The following is a 23,322-nucleotide window of genomic DNA, read 5'->3' as shown; positions in this document are numbered from 1 at the left end:
TCACACCCGGTCCCGGTTCACCCGGCTGTGCGAGCGGCCGTACGCGAAGTAGATGATCACGCCGATCACCATCCAGACCGCGAACCGCAGCCATGTCTCGGCCGGCAGGTTGAGCATCAGCCAGACCGAGGCGGCCACCGACACGATCGGGACCAGCGGCACCCACGGCGTGCGGAACGCGCGGTGCAGGTCCGGGCGGGTGCGGCGCAGCACGATGACGCCGAGGGCGACGACCACGAAGGCGAAGAGCGTGCCGATGTTCACCAGCGTGGCGAGCTCGTTGATGCTGGTCACCCCGGCGACGACGGCGATGATCACGCCGAGCAGGATGGTCGGGCGGTACGGGGTGTGGAAGCGCGGGTGCGTCTTGGAGAAGAACCGCGGGAGCAGGCCGTCGCGGCTCATGGCGAAGAACACCCGGGTCTGGCCGAGCAGCAGGATCATGCAGACCGTGGTGAGGCCGACGGCGGCGCCGAAGCTGATGACGCCCGCGTAGAACGGATGGCCGACGGCCTTGAAGGCGTCGGCGAGCGGGGCGCTGACGGACAGCTCGGTGTAGTGCTGCATGCCGGTGACGACGATCGACACGGCGACGTAGAGCACGGTGCAGATGAACAGGGAGGCCAGGATGCCGCGCGGCATGTCGCGCTGCGGCAGCTTCGTCTCCTCCGCGGCCGTGGCGACGACGTCGAAGCCGATGAAGGCGAAGAAGACGACGGAGGCGGCGGTGAAGATGCCCATCACGCCGAAGTTCGTCGGGGCGTAGCCGAAGATCAGCTGCACCAGCGGGGCGTCGAAGCCGGACCCCGAGGGCTGCGGCTCGGCGGACGGGATGAACGGCGAGTAGTTGCCGGCGTCGATGAAGAACAGGCCCGCGATGATGACGATCAGGACGACGGCGATCTTGACGGCGACCACCACCGTGGTGACCCGGGCGGAGAGCTTCATGCCCAGCACCAGGATCACGGTCAGGACCAGCACCAGGGCGAAGGCGAGGATGTCGAAGCCGAAGCCGTCCGCCACGTCCGGTCCGGCCAGCACGTCGGGCAGGTGCCAGCCCGCGTTGTCGAGCAGCGAGCGGACGTAGCCGGACCAGCCGACCGCGACCACCGCCGTGCCCAGCGCGAACTCCAGCACCAGGTCCCAGCCGATGATCCAGGCGACCAGTTCGCCGAGCGAGGCGTACGAGAAGGTGTACGCGGACCCCGCGACCGGCACGGTGGACGCGAACTCCGCGTAGCACAGGGCGGCCAGCGCGCAGACGACGCCCGCGACGACGAAGGCCAGGGCGGTGGCCGGCCCCGCCGTCTCCTTGGCGACCTTGCCGGTGAGCACGAAGATGCCGGTGCCGATGACGACCCCGACCCCGAAGACCGTCAGGTCGAGGGCCGAGAGCGACTTCTTGAGGGCGTGTTCCGGCTCCTCGGTGTCGCGGATGGACTGCTCGACCGTCTTGGTCCTGAACAGCCCGTTCCCGCTCGGGGGCAGGTCCTGCTGCGTGCTCACCGGCGTACCTCCACGCACTCGTCGTGCAGGCCATGTTCCGGACCCGGCCCCACCACCCGTTCGCGGCACGCCTGCCACGGCCGGATTTCACGCGAACGGGCCGGTGGGACCACTCGTTGCGGGTGGTCCCACCGGCCCGTTCGGCCGAAGCGGGGTACGCCTCAGTCCCGGACGCGCTCCGCGACGGTGCGGTCCTCCGCCGGCTCGTAGCGCCCGTCCAGCTTGGCGACCAGGCCGGTGACCTGGCGGGCGATGTCCGGGGCGGTCAGCCCGATCTCGGCCATGACCTCCTTGCGGGAGGCGTGGTCGAGGAAGACCGGCGGGATGCCGAAGTCGCGCAGCGGTACGTCGACGTCCGCGTCGCGCAGCGCCTGGGAGACCGCGGAGCCGACGCCGCCGGCCCTGCTGTTGTCCTCGACGGTGACGACGACACGGTGCCGCGCGGCGAGCGGGGCCAGGGCCTCGTCCACGGGCTTCACCCAGCGGGGGTCCACGACGGTCGTGGAGATGCCCTGGGCGTCGAGCAGGTCGGCGATCTCCAGGCACATCGGGGCGAGCGCGCCGATGGAGACGAGAAGCACGTCGGGCCGGGCGGCGCCGGGCTCGCGGAGCACGTCCATGCCGCCCACCGTGCCGACGGCCTTGACCGAGGGGCCGACCGCGCCCTTGGAGAAGCGGACGACCGTGGGCGCGTCGTCCACCTCGACGGCCTCGCGCAGCTGGGCGCGGACCTGGTCGGCGTCACGCGGGGCGGCGATCCGGAGGCCGGGCACGACCTGGAGGATCGACATGTCCCACATGCCGTTGTGCGAGGCGCCGTCCGTACCGGTGATGCCGGCCCGGTCCAGGACGAAGGTGACCCCGCACTTGTGCAGGGCGACGTCCATCAGGACCTGGTCGAAGGCGCGGTTGAGGAAGGTGGCGTACACCGCGAAGACCGGGTGGAGACCGCCGGTGGCGAGGCCGGCCGCGGAGACCGCGCCGTGCTGCTCGGCGATGCCGACGTCGTAGATCCGGTCCGGGAACTCCTTCTCGAAGCCGGTCAGGCCGACCGGCTGGAGCATGGCCGCGGTGATCGCGACGATGTCCTCGCGCTCGTGGCCGAGTTTGACCATCTCCTCACCGAACACCGAGGTCCAGTCGAGGCCGGAGGTGGCGACGGGGAGGCCCGTGTCGGGGTGGATCTTGCCGACGGCGTGGAAGCGGTCGGCCTCGTCCTGGAGGGCGGGGGTGTAGCCGCGGCCCTTCTCGGTGAGGCAGTGCACGATGACCGGGCCGCCGAAGCGCTTGGCGCGCTGAAGGGCGGACTCCAGGGCCTCGATGTCGTGGCCGTCGATGGGGCCGACGTACTTGAGGCCGAGGTCCTCGAACATGCCCTGCGGGGCGATGAAGTCCTTCAGGCCCTTCTTCGCGCCGTGCAGCGTCTCGTAGAGCGGCTTGCCGACGACGGGGGTGCGCTCCAGGAGGTCCTTGCCGCGGGCCAGGAAGCGCTCGTAGCCGTCGGTGGTGCGCAGGGTGGCCAGGTGGTTGGCGAGGCCGCCGATGGTGGGCGCGTAGGAGCGCTCGTTGTCGTTGACGACGATGACGAGGGGGCGGTCCTTGGCGGCGGCGATGTTGTTCAGCGCCTCCCAGGCCATGCCGCCGGTGAGCGCGCCGTCGCCGATGACCGCGACGACGTGGTCGTCCTTGCCGCGGAGCTCGTTGGCCTTGGCGAGGCCGTCGGCCCAGCCGAGGACGGTGGAGGCGTGCGAGTTCTCGATCACGTCGTGCTCGGACTCGGCGCGCGAGGGGTAGCCGGAGAGGCCGCCCTTGCTCTTGAGCCTGCTGAAGTCCTGGCGGCCGGTGAGGAGCTTGTGCACGTAGCTCTGGTGGCCGGTGTCGAAGAGGACCTTGTCCTTCGGCGAGTCGAAGACCCGGTGCAGGGCGATGGTGAGCTCGACCACGCCGAGGTTGGGTCCGAGGTGGCCGCCGGTCTTCGAGACCGCGTCGACCAGGAACGTCCGGATCTCTTCGGCGAGCTGCTCCAGCTGCTCGGAAGTGAGCCGGTCGAGGTCACGCGGTCCGCCGATGCGGGTCAGCAGATCCCATCCGTCGCCCACCACCGCCCGTGCGTGACGCGCTTCGCGCGGCTGTGTCACCGTGCCTCCTTGCGATTGTGCTGGTCGAGCATGCCGATCCGATGAGTCTAACGGCCTCCCCCCGAAGCGGGAGTCGGGGCGTGCTGCCCCTTCTCCGCCGGTACGTGCCGGAGCCCGGCGCCCCCGCGGGGGCGCCGGGCTCCGGCGGGTGGTGCGTGCGGCGCGTGGCCTGCGGTGTCGCGTGTCGCGGCTAGCCGCGGCCCGCGGTCTTCTGCGTCTTGCGGGAGACCGAGTCGATGATCACGGCGATGAGGAGGACCGCACCGGTGATCATGTACTGGATCGCGTTGGACGACAGGTTCATCTGGTTGAGGCCCTGGACGATCGACTGGATGACCAGGATGCCCAGGAGTGCGGACCAGACCTTGCCGCGTCCGCCGAACAGGGACGTACCGCCGATGACGGCGGCGGCGATGCACATCATGAGCTGGTTGCCGCCACCGAGCGAACGGTCGGCGCCGCCGGTCGCGGAGGCCAGGAAGAGACCGCCGACCGCACCGAGCGTGCCGGAGATCATGAACACCGAGATGCGGATCCACGACACGTTGATACCGGCGCGGCGCGCGGCCTCGACGCCACCGCCGACCGCGAAGACCTGACGGCCGTACGTGGTGCGGCGCAGCACGAAGTCGGTGATGACCAGGATCGCGAGGAAGATCACCAGGGAGAGCGGGAGGCCCTGCTCCTGGTTGAACGCGTACGCGGCGAGGAGGGCCAGGACGGCGAGCAGCGCGGTGCGCAGGATGATCTCGCTCTGCGGGCGGTGCGGCAGCTCCGCGGCCTTGCGGCGCCTCGCGTCACGCAGCTGCGTGAGGTAGAAGGCGGCGATCACGACCACGGCGAGGCCGTAGGCGGCCGCGATGTCCTCGAAGTAGTAGCTGGTCAGGTCGCGGACGAAGCTGCCGAGCGGGGTGGTGATGGTGGACTTCTCGCCCATCACCCAGGTCTGCATGCCGGCCCAGCCCAGGAAGCCCGCCAGGGTCACGACGAACGCGGGCACGCCGATCTTGGCGAAGACGATGCCGTGGAAGGCGCCGATGACCGTGCCGGAGAGGATGCCGAGCAGGATGGCGAGGCCGTCGGGCATGTCCGTGCCGAGGACGGCCCACACCGCGCCCGCGAGACCGGCGACGGAGCCGACCGCGAGGTCGATCTCGCCGAGCAGCAGGACGAAGACGATGCCCACGGCCATGATGCCCGGGCCCGCCGCGTACAGCGTGATCTGGTCGAGGTTGTACGAGGTGAGGAAGTTGCCGGTCTCGGCCTGGAAGACGATGCCGATGATGATCAGGCCCACCACGACGGGCAGCGAGCCGATCTCGCCCGAGCGCACCTTGCGCTTGAACTCGGTCCAGTAGCCCTTGAAGCCCTGCTCGCGGACGAGCAGTCGGGGGTCGACGACACGGACCGCGCCTTCCGCCGGCGCGGGGGCCTCGGTGGTCTCGGCCTGGGCCGGGATCTTGGCCGAGGTCTCGTTGGTGTTGCTCACTTGGATGCCTCCGCGCTGCGGGACTTGCGGCGGGTCACGGCGTTGTCCGTGGCGCCCGTGATCGCGGCGATGATTTCTTCGTGGCTGGTCGTCGCCACGGGGAAGACGCCGTTGTTGTGGCCGAGTCGCAGCACGGCGACCTTGTCGGCCACGGCCTTCACATCGGCCATGTTGTGGCTGATGAGGATGACGCCGAGGTTCTGCTCGCGCAGCCGCTCCACCAGGTCGAGGACCTGTGCGGTCTGCTCGACGCCGAGGGCCGCGGTGGGCTCGTCCAGGATCACGATCTTGGGGTTGCCGACCAGGGCGCGGGCGATGGCCACGACCTGGCGCTGGCCACCGGAGAGCGCGGCGACCGGGATGCGGACGCTGGGGATGCGGATGGAGAGGGTGGACAGCAGGTCCTGGGCCCGCTTCTCCATGGCGACCTCGTCGAGGACGCCGCCCTTCTTGATCTCGCGCCCGAGGAACAGGTTGGCGACGACGTCCAGGTTGTCGCAGAGCGCGAGGTCCTGGTAGACGGTGGCGACGCCGAGGTTCTGGGCGTCGTGCGGACGGGTGATGTCCACCTTCGCGCCCTCCCACTCGATGACGCCCTCATCGATGGGGTGCACGCCGGCGATCGTCTTGACCAGCGTGGACTTTCCGGCACCGTTGTCGCCGACGAGGGCGACCACTTCTCCGGCGTGGACTTCGAGATCGACACCGGAGAGGACCTGGACCGCTCCGAATCGCTTGAAGACTCCACGCAACGCCAGCACGGGCGTCTCTGACACGTGAACCATCTCCTTCGCCGCCTGACCGGCGGGGATGTGCCGCCTGACCGGCGGAGACGCCGCGCCGCGAGGGCAGCGTCGACATACGGGAAGCACTGGGGGGGTGGGTGAGTGTCCGGCACCCGGCCGGAAGCGGGGTGTGAGCCGGCCGGGGCCGGACAGTCAGGGGGGCGGGCGGAATCCGCCGTACGGGGCGGACCGGACCCGCGCGCGCCGGGGCCGGACGGCCCCGGCGCGAGGAGGGACTACTTGATGCCCAGCGCGGTGCACTTGGCGGCGATGTCCTTGACGCAGACGTCGGCGGCCTTGTAGATGCCGTCCTTGATCACGGTGGACTGGATGTTGTCCTTGTTCACCACGGTCGGCTCGAGCAGCGTGGACGGAACGCCGTCCGTCTCGCCCTGGGCGCCGATGTCCTTGCCCTGGAGCAGGTTGACGGCGAACTTGGCGGCCTCGGGGGCCAGCTGCTTCGGCGACTTGTAGATCGTGAAGGTCTGCGTACCGGCGATGATCCGCTGGATGCCGGGGAGCTCGGCGTCCTGGCCGCCCACCGGGATGCCCTTGATGCCGGCGTTGGTCAGGGAGGTGATGATGCCGCCCGCCATGCCGTCGTTGGCGGAGTAGACGGCGTCGATCTTGCCCTTGCCGACCGAGGAGATGGCGGCGGTCATCTTCTCGCCGGCGATCTTCGGGTCCCACTCGCCGGACGCCTCGTAGGCGATCTTGATCTTGCCGTCGAGGGACGCGTGGGCGCCCTTCTTGAACAGACCGGCGTTCGGGTCCTTCTCGTCACCGTTGATCATGACGAGGTTGGCCTTGGCCGCCTTGGAGCCGAGGGCGTCGAGGACGGCCTGGCCCTGGAGCCGGCCGATCTTCTCGTTGTCGTGGCTGACGTAGGCGTCGGCACCGGCGATGGCGCGGTCGTACGCGACGACCTTGACGCCCTTCTTGTGGGCGGCGGCGACCCACGCGGCGGACTTCTCGGCGTCGACCGAGGAGATCGCGATGACCTTGATGCCGTCGGCGATCTGCTGCTCGAACTGCTGCTTCTGCTGGCCGACGTCACCACCGGCGTTGTTGTAGACGACCTCGCAGTCGGCGCAGTCCTTCTTGACCGCGTCGATGAACAGCGGCTTGTCCAGCGTCTCGTAGCGGGCGGTCTTGTTCTCCGGGAGCAGCAGACCGATCTTGGTCTTGCTGCCCGAGTCCGCCGAGTCCTTCTTGTCGTCGCCGGCCTTGCCGCAAGCGGCGAGGGAGACGGCCATCGAAACGGCGGCCGTGCCTATGACGATGCGTCGCGTCATTGCGTTCATTGGGGGTGTGCCTCCCTGACGAGGCCGCAACGTCGCGGCCGAGGTGGCTGGAAGTCAACTCGGCCGCAAGGGCGACGTCAAGGAGTAAATCCTTAACGAGATGACAACGGTGCCATTCGTTATCTAAGTGAAGGCAGGAGTGGCCGCAGGGAGGGTGCTCTCCAAAAGGGTTGAATCCCCCATCTCGCTCAGGACGAGCGCCAGCGCGCCCAGCACCTCCGCCCGGCCCCCCAGGGCCCCCGGAAGCACGGACAGCTGCCGGGCCGCACTGGGGATGGCGTAACGCGAGACGGAGTCCCTGATGGGCCCCAGGACCAGCTCCCCGGCCTCCGCCAGCGAGCCGCCCAGCACCACGCGGCTCGGGTTCAGCAGGTTGCAGAGGTTGGCCACCCCGCTGCCGATGTGGCGCCCGACGTCACCGATCACCCGCCGGCACCCCGGATCGCCCTCGCGGGCCAGCTGGACCACCCGCTCCATGGTGAGATCCGGGCCGTGGCTGGGCTGGAGCAGGGGCAGGACGTAGCGCGCGGCCGTGAAGGTCTCCAGGCAGCCGCGGTTGCCGCAACGGCAGACCGGGCCCGATTCGTCCAGGGTGATGTGGCCGATCTCGCCGGCCGTCCCGCCGGGGCCCCGGTAGATGTGCCCGTCGATCACCAGACCGGCGCCGACACCGCTCGCGACCTTGATGTACGCGAGGTCCCTGACCCCCCGGCCGCTCCCCCACACCAGCTCGCCGAGGGCCCCGAGGTTGGCGTCGTTGTCCACGTACACCGGCACGCCGAGGCGCGAGGACAGCTCCTCGCTGGGGTTGATGCCCGTCCACCCCGGCAGGATCGACGTGGAGCCCAGGGTGCCGGACTCCACGTCGATCGGGCCGGGTACACCGAGTCCCACCCCGATGACCTTGCCGGGGCTGATCCCGGTGGTCTCGATCAGCCGGTTGACCAGCTGTTCCGCCCGCCCGAAGCCCTCGGCGGAGGAGGCGTCGACGTCCAGCGGCTCGGACTCCTCGGCGAGCACCTGGTGGGCCAGGTTGCCGACGGCCACGCGCAGGTGGGTGTGGCCGAAGTCGACGCCGATCACGATGCCCGCGTCCCCGCTGAGCGAGACGCTGCGGGCCCGGCGGCCGCCCGCCGAGGTGGGGGTCACCTCGACCGTGCCGCTGTCCTTCAGTTCGCGAACGATATTGGAGACGGTGGCCGCGGAGAGGCCCGTGCTCCTGGCGATCTCCGCCTGGGTGAGCGAACCAGCCATGCGTACGGCGCGCACGACCCGCTCAAGGTTGGCGCGATGCAGAGACGTCTGCGACCCCGGAGTCTCCATCGACTCACTCACTCCTGCCTATTCTCCAACATGTGAACTCTAAGCTGACCGTTTTCGGGCGGGCCCCGTCAAGACCTTGAGCAGTCGGAGCCACGGATGAGCACGGCTCCTGCACCCGGCGGCCCGGGCGAACTCCCCCGTACACAGACGAACCGCCCGCCGGCTGGGATGCCGGCGGGCGGTTCGCTTCGTTCGTAAGGTGCGTTCAGGCTGTACGGGGCGTCACTTCACCGCTCCCGCGGTCAGCCCCGCCACGACCTGGCGCTGGAAGATGATGTAGGCCGCGAGGACCGGCAGCATCGCCATCACCAGACCGGCGAAGAGTCCGGACCAGTCGCCCTTGTAGCCCTGGCTGCTGGCCAGTTCGACCAGACCCTGCGAGAGCACCCGGTACTTCGGGTCGGTGTTCAGCACCGTCGGCAGCATGTACTGGTTCCACTGGCCGAGGAAGTTGAAGATGCCGACGCTGATCAGGCCGGGCTTCGCCATCGGCAGCATGACCTGGAAGAACGTCCGGGTGTGCGAGGCCCCGTCGATCATCGCCGCTTCCGCCACCGACCCCGGCAGCGTCCGGAAGAAGGAGGTGAGGAAGAAGACGGTGAAGGGCAGCGAGTACGCGATGTAGACCAGGATCAGTCCGTGCCGCGTGTTCAGCATCCCCATGTTGTTCATCACGAAGAACAGCGGGACCAGCGCCAGGATGATCGGGAAGCTCATCCCGCCGATGAACATGTAGTAGATGAAGCGGTTGCCCGGGAAGTCGAACCGGGCGAGCACGTAGGCCGCCATCGAGCCGAGCAGCAGCGTGCCGATCAGCGAACAGCCCACGACGACGATCGTGTTGAAGAAGTAGTCGCTCATGTGCGCCTGGCTCCAGGCGCGCGACCAGTTCTCGAAGTGGAGCTTGTCCGGCAGCGCCCACGGCGTCGACAGGATCGAGTCGTCGTCCTTGAACGACGACATGATCGCCCAGAGCAGCGGCAGCACCACCAGGATCGCCCAGATGATCAGCACGCCGTGCGAGAAGACGTTGAGGGTCTTCCCCTCGCTGCTCTTCTTCTCCTTGCCCGCCGGGGCGGACGACTTGGACACGGGGGCCGGATCCGTCGCCGCGACCGCGGGAGGGGTTTCAGTGGCCTTCACGCGTGCTCACCTCGTACTACTGTCGAGCCGGCCGCCGCGGCCGGGCTGTCTTGCCTGCTGGGGGTCCGGGGAACGCGTCCCGGAGAGCGCGGCATCAGAACTCCAGCCGCTCGCGCCGGCCCAGCCGCATCACGACGGCGGCGAACGCCATGGTGACGACGAGCAGTCCGACACCGATCGTCGTCGCGTATCCGGCCTGACCGTCGCGGAAGGCGGTCTGGTAGACGTACAGCGGCAGGATCGAGGTCGAGTAGTCGGGACCGCCGGGGCCGACGGTCATGACCTGGACGGCCGTGAACGCCTCGACACCGAGGGCCAGGATGCCCATGTAGACCCAGCCCGACTGGATGGTGTCCCAGAGCAGCGGGACGGTGATCCTGAAGAACGTCGTGATGCGGCTGGCCCCGTCCAGGAGGGCCGCCTCGTAGAAGTCCTTGGGAATGGACGCCATTCCGGCCGAGAAGAGGACGACGAAGAAGCCGACCGTCGACCAGACCAGCACCACCATGACGCAGATCAGCGCCAGATTCGGATCGCCCAGCCAGTCCGGCTGGACGGAGTCCAGGCCGATCCCCTTCAGCGCCGAATTCACCATGCCGGAACGCGGGTTGTACGCGAACTGGAACAGCAGGGCGACGATGACGATCGACAGGACCTGCGGGAAGAAATAGGCGATCTTGTAGAAGCCCGACCCGCGCACGCCGGCGACCGCGGCGTTCTTCCGCCGGCGGCCTCCGACGTTGAGCATGAAGGCGAAGAAGAGCGCGAGGCCCAGCGTCACCAGCGGCAGCACCAGCACCAGAATCACGCTGTGCTGAAGGGACTTCCAGAAGATGTCGTCCTTCAGCATCCGCGAATAGTTGCCGAAGCCGACCATCTTGAAGTCCGGGCTCAGTCCGGTCCAGTCGGTGAAGGAATAGTAGATGGCCTGGATGAACGGCCAGATGACGAAGACCGCGTACAAGGCCAAGGGGACTACCAGGAACCCCACAATGAACCGGTACTTGCCGTGCTGCATCGTTTACCGACCCCGATCTTTCCGCGGGTGCCGCCGCTGGTGACGGTTGCTCACTGGTGCTTGTAGTGCTTGATGGACTGGTCCTTGGCCGCCGCGTCGGCGTAGGCCTGGATCTTCTTGATGGCCTCGGCCGGGGTCAGGCGGCCGGCCATCATCTCACCGAGACCGGCCGTGCCGATCTGCTCCTTCTGGAGCTTGACGTACCAGTCCTGCATGCGCGGGTTCACCACGTTGTCGCCGGCCTTCTTCAGCGCGTCGACGCCGGACTGCATGGCCGTGGAGAGGGTCAGGCCGTCGGTGCCCCCGTTGAAGGCGCTCAGCGACTTCACCTGCTTGGTGAAGTTCTTCGAGGACTCCTCGGAGAGCATGATGCGCAGCTGCTCCATGCCGCCCTGCGGGTTGGCCGCCTTGGCCGGGACGACGAAGGGCTCGCCGCCGGACGCCCAGATGGTGCCGAAGGGCATCGCGTCCGACTTGTCCAGGCTCGACGGGGCCGCGACCATCATCTTGAAGTCCTTGGGCGTGGTCGGCGCCGCCTCGTTCTCCACCCACGAACCGTTGGGGATGAAGAGCGCCTTGCCCTTGGTCCACTCGGTCTGGGACTGGATGTGGGTCAGGCCGGGGGTGCCCTTGAGGATGTACCCCTTCTGGTAGAGCTCGTAGTACGCCTCGAAGGCCGCCTTGACGGCGGGGTCCTTCCACGCGTTCGGCTCCAGGTTGTCGATCTTGTCGAGGACCTCGCGGCCGCCGATCTTGCCGATGAACGGGTAGAGCGAGAACGGCAGGTAGTACGGGTACTTGCCGGCGTACGTCCAGCCCGCGATGCCCTGCTTCTTCGCCTTGGCGCAGAGGGCGAGCATGTCGTCCCAGGTCTCGGGGTACTCCGCGTCCAGCTTCTCCAGGTTGGTCTGCGAGTACCAGACGCCGTACACGGTGTACGCGTAGTACATGATCCAGACCGGGTCGCCGTCGAACTGGCCCATCTCCAGAACGCCCGGACGCAGGGTGTCGCGGACCTTCTTGTTCGGGTCGTCGTAGGACGGGGCGTCCATCAGCGGGGTCAGGTCGAGCAGCTGCTTCTTGCCGACGAGGACACCCATGTCCATCTGCTCGGCGCCCGAGTTGTCGATCAGGTCCGGCGGGGTGCCGCCGTTGAAGCGCGGCTGCAGCTGCGACTGGATCTTCTGCGTCGAGGTGTGCTTGACCTTGGCCTTCGGGAACGCCTCGCCGTACTTCTTCTCGGCGTCCTTGGCGTACTGGTCGCCGAAGCCGCCGTTGAAGATGACCACGTCGAGCGCGGCGCTCTCGTTGACACCCAGCGGGTTCTTGGCGCTGGTCTTGCCCTTCTTGACCGGCTCGTCGCCACCGCTGTCGCCGCTCGCGCAGGCGGACAGGAAGCTCATGGTCGGAACGGTGATCAGACCGAGTGCGGCAGAACGCTTGATCACATCGCGACGGCCAAGGCCCTCATTGTTGTGGGCGGAGGTGGATCCCATGCTCAAGTCCTCGCCTTCTCCAGGACTCAGGCGGTGTGTACCGGTCGCCCCGTCGTAATTCGCCTCAGCGAAGGGCCCCGCCACCGCGGTCAGTTGCGCTTGGGTGGTACAGATTTCAGGCTAACGATTGCCGTGGGGGGCGCCGGGGGACCGAACAGCCGACACACCTGCGGCGTCGCGTTGTCCTGCCCCCGTGTCCCCCAGCCGCACAACCGGTGAACCAGCTGTACGGACGCCGACAGGTATAGTCCACTTGCCGCCAACTGAGCAAGATCGAAAGCAAGGTTGCACGGCAGTCTTTCCCGAGTTGAGACCTCGCGGATACCTCGACACTCCGGACCCTCCTTCGGATGTAACGATTTCCGCATTCCGGTCGATTCTGCGACGGGTTGCGATCCAACTCCCTTGACACCATGAGCCACTTCACTCCCTACTTGTTCCTGCGCATCCTCTGACAACGTTGTCCAAGCGCACACTTCCCCGGGAGGAATGGCTCGGCATGCACCCCCGACACCGTTCTCGTACGAGACGAAGCAGCACGGCAGCGCTGATCGCGGCCTCTTTGGTCCTGGTCGTGACAGCCCCCACGGCGGCCGCCGCTCAATCGGCCGGGTCAGGACAGAGAGGTCAAAAGCCCTCGGGCGACCGGACGTTCAGCACGTCCTTCGAAGAAGACGAAAAGCAGCCGGACTGGCGCAATTCCGTAGAAGAGGGCCCTGACGGAAAGAAGCGGTCATCGGGTGTCGATGGCGGATTCTCCTCCGGAATACCGGGCAATGTGACCGACAAGGTCACCGACGTCCGCGCCAGCGACGAGAACACCGGCGGCGGGGAGGTGAAGGAGAACCTCGTCGACGGCGAATCCCGTACGAAGTGGCTGTCGTTCGAGCCCACCGCCTGGCTGGAGTTCGACCTCAGCGAGCCGGTGAAGGTCGTGACGTACGCGCTCACCTCCGCCGACGACCACGACGAGCGCGACCCCGAGGACTGGACGCTCCAGGGCTCCGAGGACGGCAAGACCTGGACGGACCTGGACACCCGGACCGGCCAGACCTTCAGCGAGCGCTTCCAGACCAAGTCGTACGACTTCGAGGCGGACAAGGCGTACCAGCACTTCCGCCTGAACATCACCAGGAACAACGGCGCCACCGACGCCACCCAGCTCGCCGACGTCCAGTTCTCCGACGGCGACACCTCCGCCCCCGCGCCCTCCGACATGCGCACGCAGATCAGCAACGGCCCCTCCGGCTCCCCCACCGCCAAGGCCGGCGCGGGCTTCACGGGCAGGAAGGCGCTGCGGTACGCGGGCACCCACAAGGCGGACGGCCGGGCGTACTCGTACAACAAGGTGTTCGACGTGAACACCCGGGTCACCCGGGACACCGAGCTGTCCTACCTGGTCTACCCGCAGATGGGCGAGACGGACCTGTCCTACCCGGCCACGCACGTCGCGGTGGACCTGGCCTTCACGGACGGCACCTACCTGAGCGACCTGCACGCCACCGACACCAACGGCGGGCTGCTGACGCCGCAGGGCCAGGCGGACGCCAAGCGGCTCTACGTCAACCAGTGGAACAAGGTCGAGGCCGGTATCGGCACGGTCGCCGCGGGGAAGACCGTCGACCGCATCCTGGTCGCGTACGACTCCCCCAAGGGCACGGCCAAGTTCCAGGGCTGGATCGACGACCTGAAGATCGCGCCCGCGAAGCCGGAGAAGCGCAAGGCGCACCTCTCGGACTACGCGTCGACCATCCGGGGCACCAACTCCAGCGGCTCCTTCTCGCGCGGCAACAACTTCCCCGCGACGGCCGTCCCCAATGGGTTCAACTTCTGGACGCCGGTCACCAACGCCGGCTCGACCAGCTGGCTCTACGACTACGCGCGCGGCAACAACGACGACAACCTGCCCACCCTGCAGGCGTTCGCCGCGAGCCACGAGCCGAGCCCCTGGATGGGCGACCGGCAGACCTTCCAGCTGATGCCGTCGGCGGCCTCCGGCACCCCGGACGCCTCCCGCACGGCCCGCGCGCTGCCGTTCAAGCACGAGAACGAGACCGCGCGGCCGCACTACTACGGGGTGACGTTCGAGAACGGCCTCAAGGCCGAGATGACGCCCACCGACCACGCGGCGCGGATGCGGTTCACGTACCCGGGCGAGGACGCGAGCATCGTCTTCGACAACGTCTCCAACGACGGCGGGCTCACCCTGGACCCGGCGACCAGCTCGTTCACCGGCTTCTCGGACGTGAAGAGCGGCGGCTCGACCGGGGCGACGCGGCTGTTCGTGTACGGCGTCTTCGACGCGCCGGTCACCGCGAGCGGCAAGCTCTCGGGCGGCGGCGGTGGCAGTGATGACGATGTCTCCGGCTATCTGCGGTTCGACGCGGGCAAGGACCGCACGGTGAACCTGCGCCTGGCGACCTCGCTGATCAGCATCGACCAGGCGAAGAAGAACCTGGCCGCCGAGATCCCCGCCTCGCGCTCCTTCGGCCGGGTCGAGGACAAGGCGCAGGACGCCTGGGACGACCTGCTGGGCAAGGTGGAGGTCGAGGGCGCCACCGCCGACCAGCTGACCACGCTGTACTCCAGCCTGTACCGGCTCTACCTCTACCCGAACTCGGGCTCCGAGAGGGTCGACGGCAAGGACAAGTACGCCTCCCCGTTCTCCCCGCAGGTCGGCTCGGACACCCCGACGCACACCGGCGCGAAGATCGTGGACGGCAAGGTGTACGTCAACAACGGCTTCTGGGACACCTACCGGACGACCTGGCCGGCGTACTCGCTGCTGACGCCGAAGAAGGCCGGCGAGATGGTGGACGGCTTCGTCCAGCAGTACAAGGACGGCGGCTGGATCTCCCGCTGGTCCTCGCCGGGCTACGCGGACCTGATGACCGGCACCTCCTCGGACGTGGCGTTCGCCGACGCGTACGTCAAGGGCGTGGAGTTCGACGCGAAGGCGGCGTACGACGCGGCCGTGAAGAACGCGACGGTCGTCCCGCCGTCCTCGGGCGTGGGCCGCAAGGGCATGGTGACGTCCCCGTTCACCGGGTACGCCGACACCACGACCCATGAGGGCATGTCCTGGTCGATGGAGGGTTACGTCAACGACTACGGCATCGCGAAGATGGGCGAGGCGCTTTACAAGAAGACGCACGAGCAGCGCTACAAGGACGAGTCCGAGTACTTCATGAACCGGGCCCGCGACTACGTCGAGCTGTTCGACGACAAGGCCGGCTTCTTCCAGGGCAAGGACGCCAAGGGCGACTGGCGGCTGCCGTCCGGCCTCTACGACCCGCGCGTCTGGGGCTACGACTACACGGAGACCAACGGCTGGGGCTACGCCTTCACCGCTCCGCAGGACAGCAAGGGCCTGGCCAACCTGTACGGCGGCCGGGACGGCCTCGCCGAGAAGCTGGACACGTACTTCGCCACCCCGGAGACCGGCACCCCAGAGTTCGCGGGCAGCTACGGCGGGGTCATCCACGAGATGACGGAGGCCCGTGACGTACGGATGGGCCAGTACGGGCACAGCAACCAGGTCGCCCACCACGTCACGTACATGTACGACGCGGCCTCGCAGCCGTACAAGACGCAGGAGAAGGTCCGCGAGGTCCTGGGCCGCCTGTACACGGGCAGCGAGATCGGCCAGGGCTACCACGGCGACGAGGACAACGGAGAGCAGTCCGCCTGGTTCCTCTTCTCCTCGCTCGGCTTCTACCCGCTGGTGATGGGCAGTGGCGAGTACGCGATCGGTTCGCCGCTCTTCACCAAGGCGACGGTGCACCTGGAGAACGGCCGCACGCTGGTCGTGAAGGCGCCGAGGAACAGCGCGAAGAACATCTACGTCCAGGGCCTGAAGGTGAACGGCAAGAAGTGGACCTCCACCTCGCTGCCGCACGACCTGCTGGCCAGGGGCGGGACGCTGGACTTCGACATGGGCCCGAAGCCGTCCGCCTGGGGCACCGGCAAGGACGCCGCGCCGGTCTCCATCACCAAGGACGACCAGGTGCCGTCCCCGAGGAAGGACGTGCTGAAGGGCGAGGGCCCGCTGTTCGACAACACCTCGGCCACCACCGGCACCGCCGCCACGGTCGAGCTGCCCGTCCCGTCCGCCACGAAGGCCGCCCAGTACACGCTGACCTCGGCCGGCAGGGCGACGGCGCCGGCCGGCTGGGTGCTCCAGGGCTCGTCGGACGGCAAGAGCTGGAAGGACGTCGACAAGCGGTCCGGCCAGTCCTTCGCCTGGGACAAGCAGACGCGGGCCTTCTCCGTGAAGTCCCCCGGCTCCTACGCGCACTACCGGCTGGTGTTCGACGGTGAGGCGTCGCTCGCGGAGGTGGAACTGATCGCCTGACCCCACCCCGCGTACGCGGACGGCCGGCAGCTCCCCGTGGGCTGCCGGCCGTCCGCGTTCTCAGCCCCGTTCCGGTGTCTCCGGGACCGCCGCCGGATACAGGCTCTCCGGCAGCGTGACGTTCCACGCGGTGATGACCGGGTTGCCGTGTTCCCGGCCCAGCCGGGACACCGCGCCGGTGGCCAGCTGGAAGAGGGTCCCCTCGGCCGGGGTCAGGCCCAGGTAGCGGGCGGTCAGGACGCGCAGGAAGTGGGAGTGGGCGACGAGCACGATGTCCTCGTCACCGGCCCGCCCGGCCGCCTCCGCGACCTCGGCCAGCACCCGGTCGGCCCGGTCCCCGACCTCCGCCGGTGTCTCGCCGGGGTGGGCCGCGGGGCCGGCGCCGACACCGTCGGTCCAGAGGTTCCAGTCGGGCCGGGTGCGGCGGATCTCGTCCGTGGTGACGCCCTCGTAGGCGCCGTAGTCCCACTCGCGCAGCTCCGGGGTGATGCGGGGCGCGGCGAGCCCGGCGAGTTCGGCGGTGCGCCGGGCCCGGACCAGGGGGCTGACCAGGGTGAGCGCGACGGACCGGTCGGCGAGCAGGGGGGCCAGGGCGCGGGCCTGGCGTTCGCCGAGGGGGGTCAGGGGCAGATCGGTGTGGCTCGTGTGGCGCCCGTTACGGGACCACTCGGTCTCGCCGTGCCGGATCAGGATCAGCTCGCCCATGTGAAGGCCATCCGCTCTCAGTGCTGTTACCGCTCGTGTTCACGTTCCGTACAGGCGCTAACCCGCCGGTCCACGATCGCATTCCGGCCGGGGGCGGGAGAGCGGGCGCGCCCGTGAGGAGACGAAACGCCCTAGGAGGCGTCCTGGGACGCATCGGCGAACGCCCGGATGAGCGGTGACTCCGCCGCGGTCCGCCAGACCAGGGCCCACCGGCAGGGCGGCGCGTCGCGGATGGGGACGAAGGCCAGGCTCGGCCACGCGTAGAAGTCCGACGTCTCGGCCGGTACGGCGGCGGTGGCCTGGCCCGAGGCGACGACGCTGAGCGCCTCCTGCCAGGTGGTGACCCGGGGGCCCCGGCGGACGGGACGGCCGGAGGGGGTCTGCCGGGGATTGAGGACCTCCTCCATGGCGGAGGAGATCGATCCGCCCTGGACCACGGCGCAGTCGCCGAAGTCCTCCAGGCAGACGGACTCCCGTTCCGCAAAGGGATGGCCGGCGGAGACCATCAGGAGCAGCGCGGAGGTGTGCGCGGTCGGCAGGACGCTCAGCCCGGGCCTGTCGGCCGGCAGCCATACGTATGCCATGTCCACGTCGCCCGCGAGGAGCAGGTCGAGCGGTGAGGCGGGCTGGATCTCGCGGTACCGGACGCGGGCGTCGGGGTGGCGGGCCTGGAAGCGGTCGAGCGTGTCCTTGATCTGGAGGGCGTACGGGCCCATGGTGCCGAGGGTCAGGGTGCCCCTGGTGCCCCGGGCGGTGGCCTTGGCGGCCTCGATGCCCTGGGTGATCTGCTCGTGGCCGCGCTTCAGCGCCTCGTACAGCTGCTCCCCCAGGGGTGAGAGGCGCACGGTGCGGGTGGTGCGGTCGAAGAGGGGGCCGCCGATGAGGCGTTCCTGCTTCTTGACCAGCTGGCTCACCCGGCCCGGGCTGACGCCCAGCCGCTCGGCGGTGCGGCTGAAGTGCAGCTCCTCCGCGAGCGTCAGGAATATCTCGATCTCCCGCATCTCCACGCCCGGCCCCCCCCGGATTCTTTAGTCCAGAGTCAAATGACGTTACCAGCCTCGTCGTTGATGCCTCGCGGGCGTCGGGGAAGACTGGTGGGCGCCGCCCTCGACCGGGGGCGCGCGCGAGTAGGCACCGCCCGGCTGCCGTTCCAGGAGGTGCCATGCCCGTCGGATATCTGGTCCCCGTGCTCATCGTCGCGATCGGCACGTGGTGTGCGCTGAGACCGGTGCCGTTCGAGCACCCGCTGGGCCGCCCCAGCTACATCTTCGGACTGGCCGCCAACGAGCTGCCATTCGCCGCCTTCTTCTGGATGCTGCTCGTCCCTACAACGATGGCCTTCGCCCAGGACGACGTCATGGACTCGCCGGGCGCCTGGGGGATCGTCGCGCTCGCCGCCGTGACCTCGCTCGGGCTCGCCGTGGTCGTCCACCGCGCGTGGGGCGACCGGGACCGGATCGAGCGCGCGCTGACCGAGGGGCTGGGCAAGGGCTGGCGGGCCTCCATCGACGCGGACCTCGCCGAGGGGCTGCGGCTCCGGCCCCCGTGGCTGCGCGTCCTGTTCGTGCCTGTCCTCAAGCGGCGCCGGGACGTGCGACGCGTGGCCAACCTGTCGTACGGGGACGCGGGGCGCCGCAATCTGCTCGACGTGTACCACCACCGTGCCCGCCCGCAGGGTGCGCCCGTGCTGATCCACATGCACGGCGGCGGCTACACCGGCGGCCACAAGAACAGCCAGTCGCTGCCGCTCCTGTACCGGCTGGCGAGCCGGGGCTGGGTCACCATCAGCGCCAACTACCGGCTGAAGCCGCAGGTCCGGCACCCCGAGCACATGATCGACCTGAAGCGGGTGATCGCCTGGGCGCGGGAGCACGCCCAGGAGTACGGGGCCGACCCGTCGAGCCTGTTCGTGGCGGGCAGTTCGGCGGGCGGCCACATGGGCTCCATCGCCGCGCTGACCTCGGACGACCCCGCGTTCCAGCCGGGCTTCGAGGGCGCCGACACCTCGGTCAGCGGGGTCGTCGTGCTGAACGGCTTCCTGGGCGCGTACTGGAACCAGGGCCCCGAGTCGTCCCCGCTGGGCCATGCCCGGCCGGACGCGCCGCCCATGCTGATCGTCCACGGCGATCTGGACCCGCTGGTGCCGGTCGCCGGCATCCGCGAGGTGGCCGAGGGGCTGCGCGACGCGTCCGAGAGCCCGGTCGTCTACGCCGAGCTGCGCGGCGGGCACCACGCCTTCGACCTGTACCACTCGCTCCGCTTCGACGCGGTGGTGGACGCGGTCGAGGCGTTCACCTCCTGGGTCAGATCGCGGGAGCGCTCGCCCCGGGCGTGACGACCACGGCCTCGTGCGGCCGGTTCGTGTCCGCCGTGACCCTGAGCGCGCCGCCCTCGCGGACCACCTCGTACGTGGCGGCGGGCTCGCCCGTGAGACCGGGGACGGTCACCGTGCGGTGGAGGTCGCCGGTGCCCTCGGGGGCGTACACGCGCAGCTGGAGCCCGTCCGTCCAGTCGCCGTCCGGCCGGGAGGTGTCCGCGCCGAGCGGGAGGACCGCGCCGGGGCGGACCAGCAGCGGGAGGCTGTCGAAGCCGTAGGTGTCCCGGTGCCAGGCCGGGCCGGTGACGGTCTCGCCGGTGAGCAGATGGGTCCAGGTGCCCTCGGGGACGTAGTACTCCACCTCGCCGTCCTCGCTGAAGACCGGGGCCACCAGGAGGTCCGGGCCGAGCATGTACTGCCGGTCCGCCGTGCGGGCGGCCGGGTCGTCCGGGAACTCCAGGAGCATCGGGCGCATGACGGGGACGCCGGTGCGGTGGGCCTCGACGGCGGCGCCGTACAGGTAGGGCATCAGCCGGTGCTTCAGCTCCGTGAAGCGCCGGGCGACCTCGACCGCCTCGTCGCCGAACTCCCACGGCACGCGGTACGACGAGGAGCCGTGCAGCCGGCTGTGCGAGGAGAGCAGGCCGAAGGCGAGCCAGCGCTTGAAGACCGCCGGGTCCGGGGTGCCCTCGAAGCCGCCGATGTCATGGCTCCAGAAGCCGAAGCCGGACAGGCTCAGTGAGAGGCCGCCGCGCAGGGACTCCGCCATCGCCTCGAAGGAGGACCAGCAGTCGCCGCCCCAGTGCACGGGGAACTGCTGGCCGCCGGCCGTGGCGGAGCGGGCGAAGAGGACGGCATCGCCCTGGCCGCGCTCCTTCTCCAGGAGCTCGAAGACGGCCTTGTTGTACAGGTGCGTGTAGTAGTTGTGCATGCGCTCCGGGTCGGAGCCGTCGTGCCAGACCACGTCGGTGGGGATGCGCTCGCCGAAGTCCGTCTTGAAGCCGTCGACGCCCTGGCCGAGGAGGGTGCGCAGCTTGCCCTGGAACCAGGCGGTGGCCTCCGGGTTGGTGAAGTCCACCAGCGCCATGCCGGCCTGCCACTTGTCCCACTGCCAGACGTCGCCCTCGCGGGTCCGCACGAAGTAGCCCTTGGCCGCGCCCTCCGCGTACAGGGGGCTCTTCTGCGCGATGTACGGGTTGATCCAGAGGCAGATCCGCAGGCCCTTGTCCTTGAGCCGGGCGAGCATGCCCTCCGGGTCGGGGAAGACGGCCGGGTCCCACTCGAAGTCGCACCACTGGTACTCGCGCATCCAGAAGCAGTCGAAGTGGAACACGGAGAGCGGGATGCCCCGCTCGGCCATGCCGTCCACGAACGAGGTGACGGTCGCCTCGTCGTACGCGGTGGTGAACGAGGTGGTCAGCCAGAGGCCGAAGGACCAGGCCGGGGGCAGGGCCGGGCGGCCGGTCAGCGCGGTGTAGCGGGCCAGCACCTCCTTGGGGGTGGGTCCGGCGACGACGAAGTACTCCAGCGTCTGGTCCTCGACGCTGAACTGCACCTGGCCGACCGCCTCGGAACCGACCTCGAAGGAGACCTTCCCGGGGTGGTTGACGAAGACGCCGTAGCCGCGCGAGGAGAGGTAGAACGGGACGTTCTTGTACGCCTGCTCGCTGCTGGTCCCCCCGTCCGCCTGCCACATGTCGACCACCTGGCCGTTCTTGACGTACGGGGTGAACCGCTCGCCGAGCCCGTGGACCGTCTCGCCGACGCCCAGCGCGAGCTGGGCGAACATGTGGTGGGCGCCGTCGCCGGTCGTGGCGAAGGCGGTCCCCTTGCGCCCGGCGGCGGTCAGGAGGCGCCCGTCCGCGTCCCGGAACTCCAGGCCGAAGCCGCCGCCGGCGGGGAGCCGGAGGGTGAGCGGCCCGCTGGTCAGCTCGGCGGCCCCGGCGTCCTCGCGGGTGGTGGCGGAGGGGTCACCGGTGGCGCCGGGGAGGGCGAAGTCGGGGCCCGGGTGACGCTTGCCCGCCAGATGGGTGACGCGGACCCCGATGACGCCTTCGGCGGGGGCGTACGCCTCCACGGTGATCAGCGGGGCGTTCAGGGTGTCCCCGCGCCGGGTCACGCGCTGGACCGCCGCGTAGGCGGTGAGGCGGTCGGGATCGAGGCGGAGGTCGCGGAGTTCGGTGGCGTACGAGGCGTGGACACCGTCTCGCATCTGCCAGAAGCCGTCGGTGAACTTCATGGGGGGTCCGTTCCTGTGGGTCCTGATTTTGATCGTACACAAAACAAATCTTTTTCGAAGCGCTTCGATTCACCCGCCGAAGCCGCTGAATCCACCGGACCAAGGGCTCGGACACCCCCTGCGAGCGGCCACGTTTCCCCTGTGTGACCTGCGCGTCACCAGGACGGTCTAGAAACGGACGGCCACATGCCGTATTAGTACTGGCAGCAAACAAATCGGTCGGACGGCAGCGCAGCCGTCCGGGCCCTTGCCGACAAGAGGCACCTGAATGTCGAACCGCTTCACCCCACGGGTCGCCGTCCCGCTCACCGTCGTCTCCGCGCTGATCGGCGGTGCGGTCCTGTCGGGCTGCGGCCAGCAGCGGGACCCGGACGTCTACACCGTCCTGAACTCCTCGACCGACGAGTCGTACCACCGCTGGGACGCCCAGACGCTGGCCCGGTGCAGCAAGCAGCTGGGGGTGACCATCGAGCAGCAGAGCGTCCCCGCCGCACAGGTGATGACCAAGGCACTGCGGATGGCGTCCTCGAAGTCGCTGCCCGACGTGCTCCAGCTGGACGCCTCCGAGATGCCGACGTTCGCCGAGGCGGGCGGGCTGATCCCGCTGAAGGACCTGGGCCTCACCACGCGGGACATCCCCGAGGGGATCGTGAACTTCGGCTCGTACGAGGGGACGTACTACGGGGCCGCCCGCACGGTGAACACGCTGGCGCTCTTCTACAACAAGGACACCCTCGACAAGGCCGGCCTGAAGGTCCCCACCACCTGGGCCGAGATGCGCGAGACCGCGAAGGAGCTCACCCAGGGCAAGCGGTACGGGCTGGCGCTCAGCGCGGGAGGCGCGGAGGACGGCGTCTTCCAGTTCACCCCCTTCATGTGGTCCAACGGCGGCGACGAGACCAAGCTCGACAGCCCCGAGGTGGCCGGGGCCCTGGACTACTGGAAGAGCCTCCTCAAGGACGGCTCCCTGTCCAAGTCGACGGTCAACTGGACCCAGGCCGACGTGAACGACCAGTTCATGGCGGGCAACGCGGCCATGATGATCAACGGCCCCTGGCAGGTGGAGACCCTGAACTCCAAGAACGGGCTGCACTGGGGCATCGCCGAGATCCCGGTCCCGAAGGCCGGCGACGACTCGGTGGGCCCGCTGGGCGGTGGTGTGCTGACCGTGCCCAACACCGGTGACGAGAAGCGGGAGAAGATGTCCGCGAAGATCATCGGCTGCATGTCCGGCGAGCAGGAGCAGATCACCTACGCGCTGAACAGCTGGATGGTCCCGGCCAACGAGAAGGCCGCCGCCGAGTGGCGCAAGAAGGTGCCCGAGCTGGACGCCCTGGCCGACCAGGTCGCCACGGCCCGTTCGCGTACCGCCAAGCTCGGCGCCCGGTGGTCGTCCGTCTCCCTCGCGCTGCAGAGCGCGTTCCAGTCCGCCCTGACCGGCGAGTCGAGCGAGGCCGCCCTCACCCGCGCCCAGAAGCGCGCGACGAGCGGGAACTGAGGTATCC

15 protein-coding genes are annotated in these 23,322 nt (G+C 69.1%); 3 read left to right on the top strand and 12 right to left on the bottom strand.

What is annotated here, in order from left to right:
- The 9 genes from ABZ565_RS17775 to ngcE all read right to left on the bottom strand — a co-directional run bounded on the left by ABZ565_RS17775 (position 1) and on the right by ngcE (position 12,202).
- A complete protein-coding gene (locus ABZ565_RS17775) occupies positions 1–1,506 on the bottom strand; it encodes an amino acid permease (RefSeq protein ID WP_361027095.1) in 1,506 nt (501 codons plus the stop codon).
- A 161-nt stretch (positions 1,507–1,667) separates the two neighbouring features.
- On the bottom strand, positions 1,668–3,587 hold the full coding sequence (dxs, locus tag ABZ565_RS17770; RefSeq protein ID WP_361027505.1) for a 1-deoxy-D-xylulose-5-phosphate synthase: 1,920 nt from the start codon (positions 3,585–3,587) through the stop codon (positions 1,668–1,670).
- A 247-nt stretch (positions 3,588–3,834) separates the two neighbouring features.
- Positions 3,835–5,133, bottom strand: coding sequence for a sugar ABC transporter permease (locus ABZ565_RS17765; protein WP_361027092.1), 1,299 nt, complete (start codon positions 5,131–5,133; stop codon positions 3,835–3,837).
- Positions 5,130–5,918, bottom strand: a complete 789-nt coding sequence (locus ABZ565_RS17760) for an ATP-binding cassette domain-containing protein (protein ID WP_361027089.1) — start codon at positions 5,916–5,918, stop codon at positions 5,130–5,132. Before ABZ565_RS17760 ends, ABZ565_RS17765 begins: the two co-directional genes overlap by 4 nt.
- Positions 5,919–6,154: 236 nt before the next feature.
- Entirely contained in the window at positions 6,155–7,222 is a 1,068-nt protein-coding gene (locus ABZ565_RS17755) for a substrate-binding domain-containing protein (protein ID WP_361027086.1), read from the bottom strand.
- Positions 7,223–7,345: 123 nt separating this feature from the next.
- The gene (locus tag ABZ565_RS17750; RefSeq protein ID WP_164399655.1) at positions 7,346–8,545 is read right to left on the bottom strand and encodes an ROK family transcriptional regulator; all 1,200 of its coding nucleotides are present in this window, start codon (positions 8,543–8,545) and stop codon (positions 7,346–7,348) included.
- Between the two features lie 222 nt (positions 8,546–8,767).
- Positions 8,768–9,688, bottom strand: coding sequence for a carbohydrate ABC transporter permease (locus ABZ565_RS17745; RefSeq protein ID WP_361027083.1), 921 nt, complete (start codon positions 9,686–9,688; stop codon positions 8,768–8,770).
- Positions 9,689–9,782: 94 nt separating this feature from the next.
- A complete protein-coding gene (locus ABZ565_RS17740; RefSeq protein WP_361027080.1) occupies positions 9,783–10,706 on the bottom strand; it encodes a sugar ABC transporter permease in 924 nt (307 codons plus the stop codon).
- A gap of 50 nt (positions 10,707–10,756) precedes the next feature.
- The gene (gene ngcE / locus ABZ565_RS17735) at positions 10,757–12,202 is read right to left on the bottom strand and encodes an N-acetylglucosamine/diacetylchitobiose ABC transporter substrate-binding protein (protein WP_361027077.1); all 1,446 of its coding nucleotides are present in this window, start codon (positions 12,200–12,202) and stop codon (positions 10,757–10,759) included.
- Positions 12,203–12,980: 778 nt separating this feature from the next.
- Here ngcE and ABZ565_RS17730 point away from each other — a divergent pair.
- A complete protein-coding gene (locus tag ABZ565_RS17730) occupies positions 12,981–16,556 on the top strand; it encodes a GH92 family glycosyl hydrolase (RefSeq protein ID WP_361027075.1) in 3,576 nt (1,191 codons plus the stop codon).
- A 60-nt stretch (positions 16,557–16,616) separates the two neighbouring features.
- On the opposite strand, the gene ABZ565_RS17725 is transcribed toward ABZ565_RS17730, so the two are convergent.
- Positions 16,617–17,261, bottom strand: a complete 645-nt coding sequence (locus ABZ565_RS17725; RefSeq protein ID WP_361027072.1) for a histidine phosphatase family protein — start codon at positions 17,259–17,261, stop codon at positions 16,617–16,619.
- A gap of 131 nt (positions 17,262–17,392) precedes the next feature.
- Complete coding sequence (locus tag ABZ565_RS17720; protein WP_361027502.1) at positions 17,393–18,262, bottom strand: LysR family transcriptional regulator; 870 nt, start codon at positions 18,260–18,262, stop codon at positions 17,393–17,395.
- A gap of 161 nt (positions 18,263–18,423) precedes the next feature.
- On the opposite strand from ABZ565_RS17720, the gene ABZ565_RS17715 reads away from it, so the two are divergent.
- Positions 18,424–19,596, top strand: coding sequence for an alpha/beta hydrolase (locus tag ABZ565_RS17715; protein ID WP_361027069.1), 1,173 nt, complete (start codon positions 18,424–18,426; stop codon positions 19,594–19,596).
- Here ABZ565_RS17715 and yicI read toward each other — a convergent pair.
- Positions 19,565–21,817, bottom strand: a complete 2,253-nt coding sequence (yicI, locus tag ABZ565_RS17710; RefSeq protein ID WP_361027066.1) for an alpha-xylosidase — start codon at positions 21,815–21,817, stop codon at positions 19,565–19,567. The two genes, ABZ565_RS17715 and yicI, sit on opposite strands and share 32 nt — an antisense overlap.
- A 268-nt stretch (positions 21,818–22,085) precedes the next feature.
- On the opposite strand from yicI, the gene ABZ565_RS17705 reads away from it, so the two are divergent.
- Positions 22,086–23,315, top strand: coding sequence for a sugar ABC transporter substrate-binding protein (locus ABZ565_RS17705; RefSeq protein WP_361027063.1), 1,230 nt, complete (start codon positions 22,086–22,088; stop codon positions 23,313–23,315).
- Positions 23,316–23,322: the final 7 nt, after the last annotated feature.

This window comes from Streptomyces sp. NPDC016469 (assembly GCF_040632905.1).
Taxonomy (GTDB): domain Bacteria; phylum Actinomycetota; class Actinomycetes; order Streptomycetales; family Streptomycetaceae; genus Streptomyces.
The sequence above is the reverse complement of the archived record's forward strand: the minus strand, read 5'-3'. Positions and strand labels throughout refer to the sequence as shown.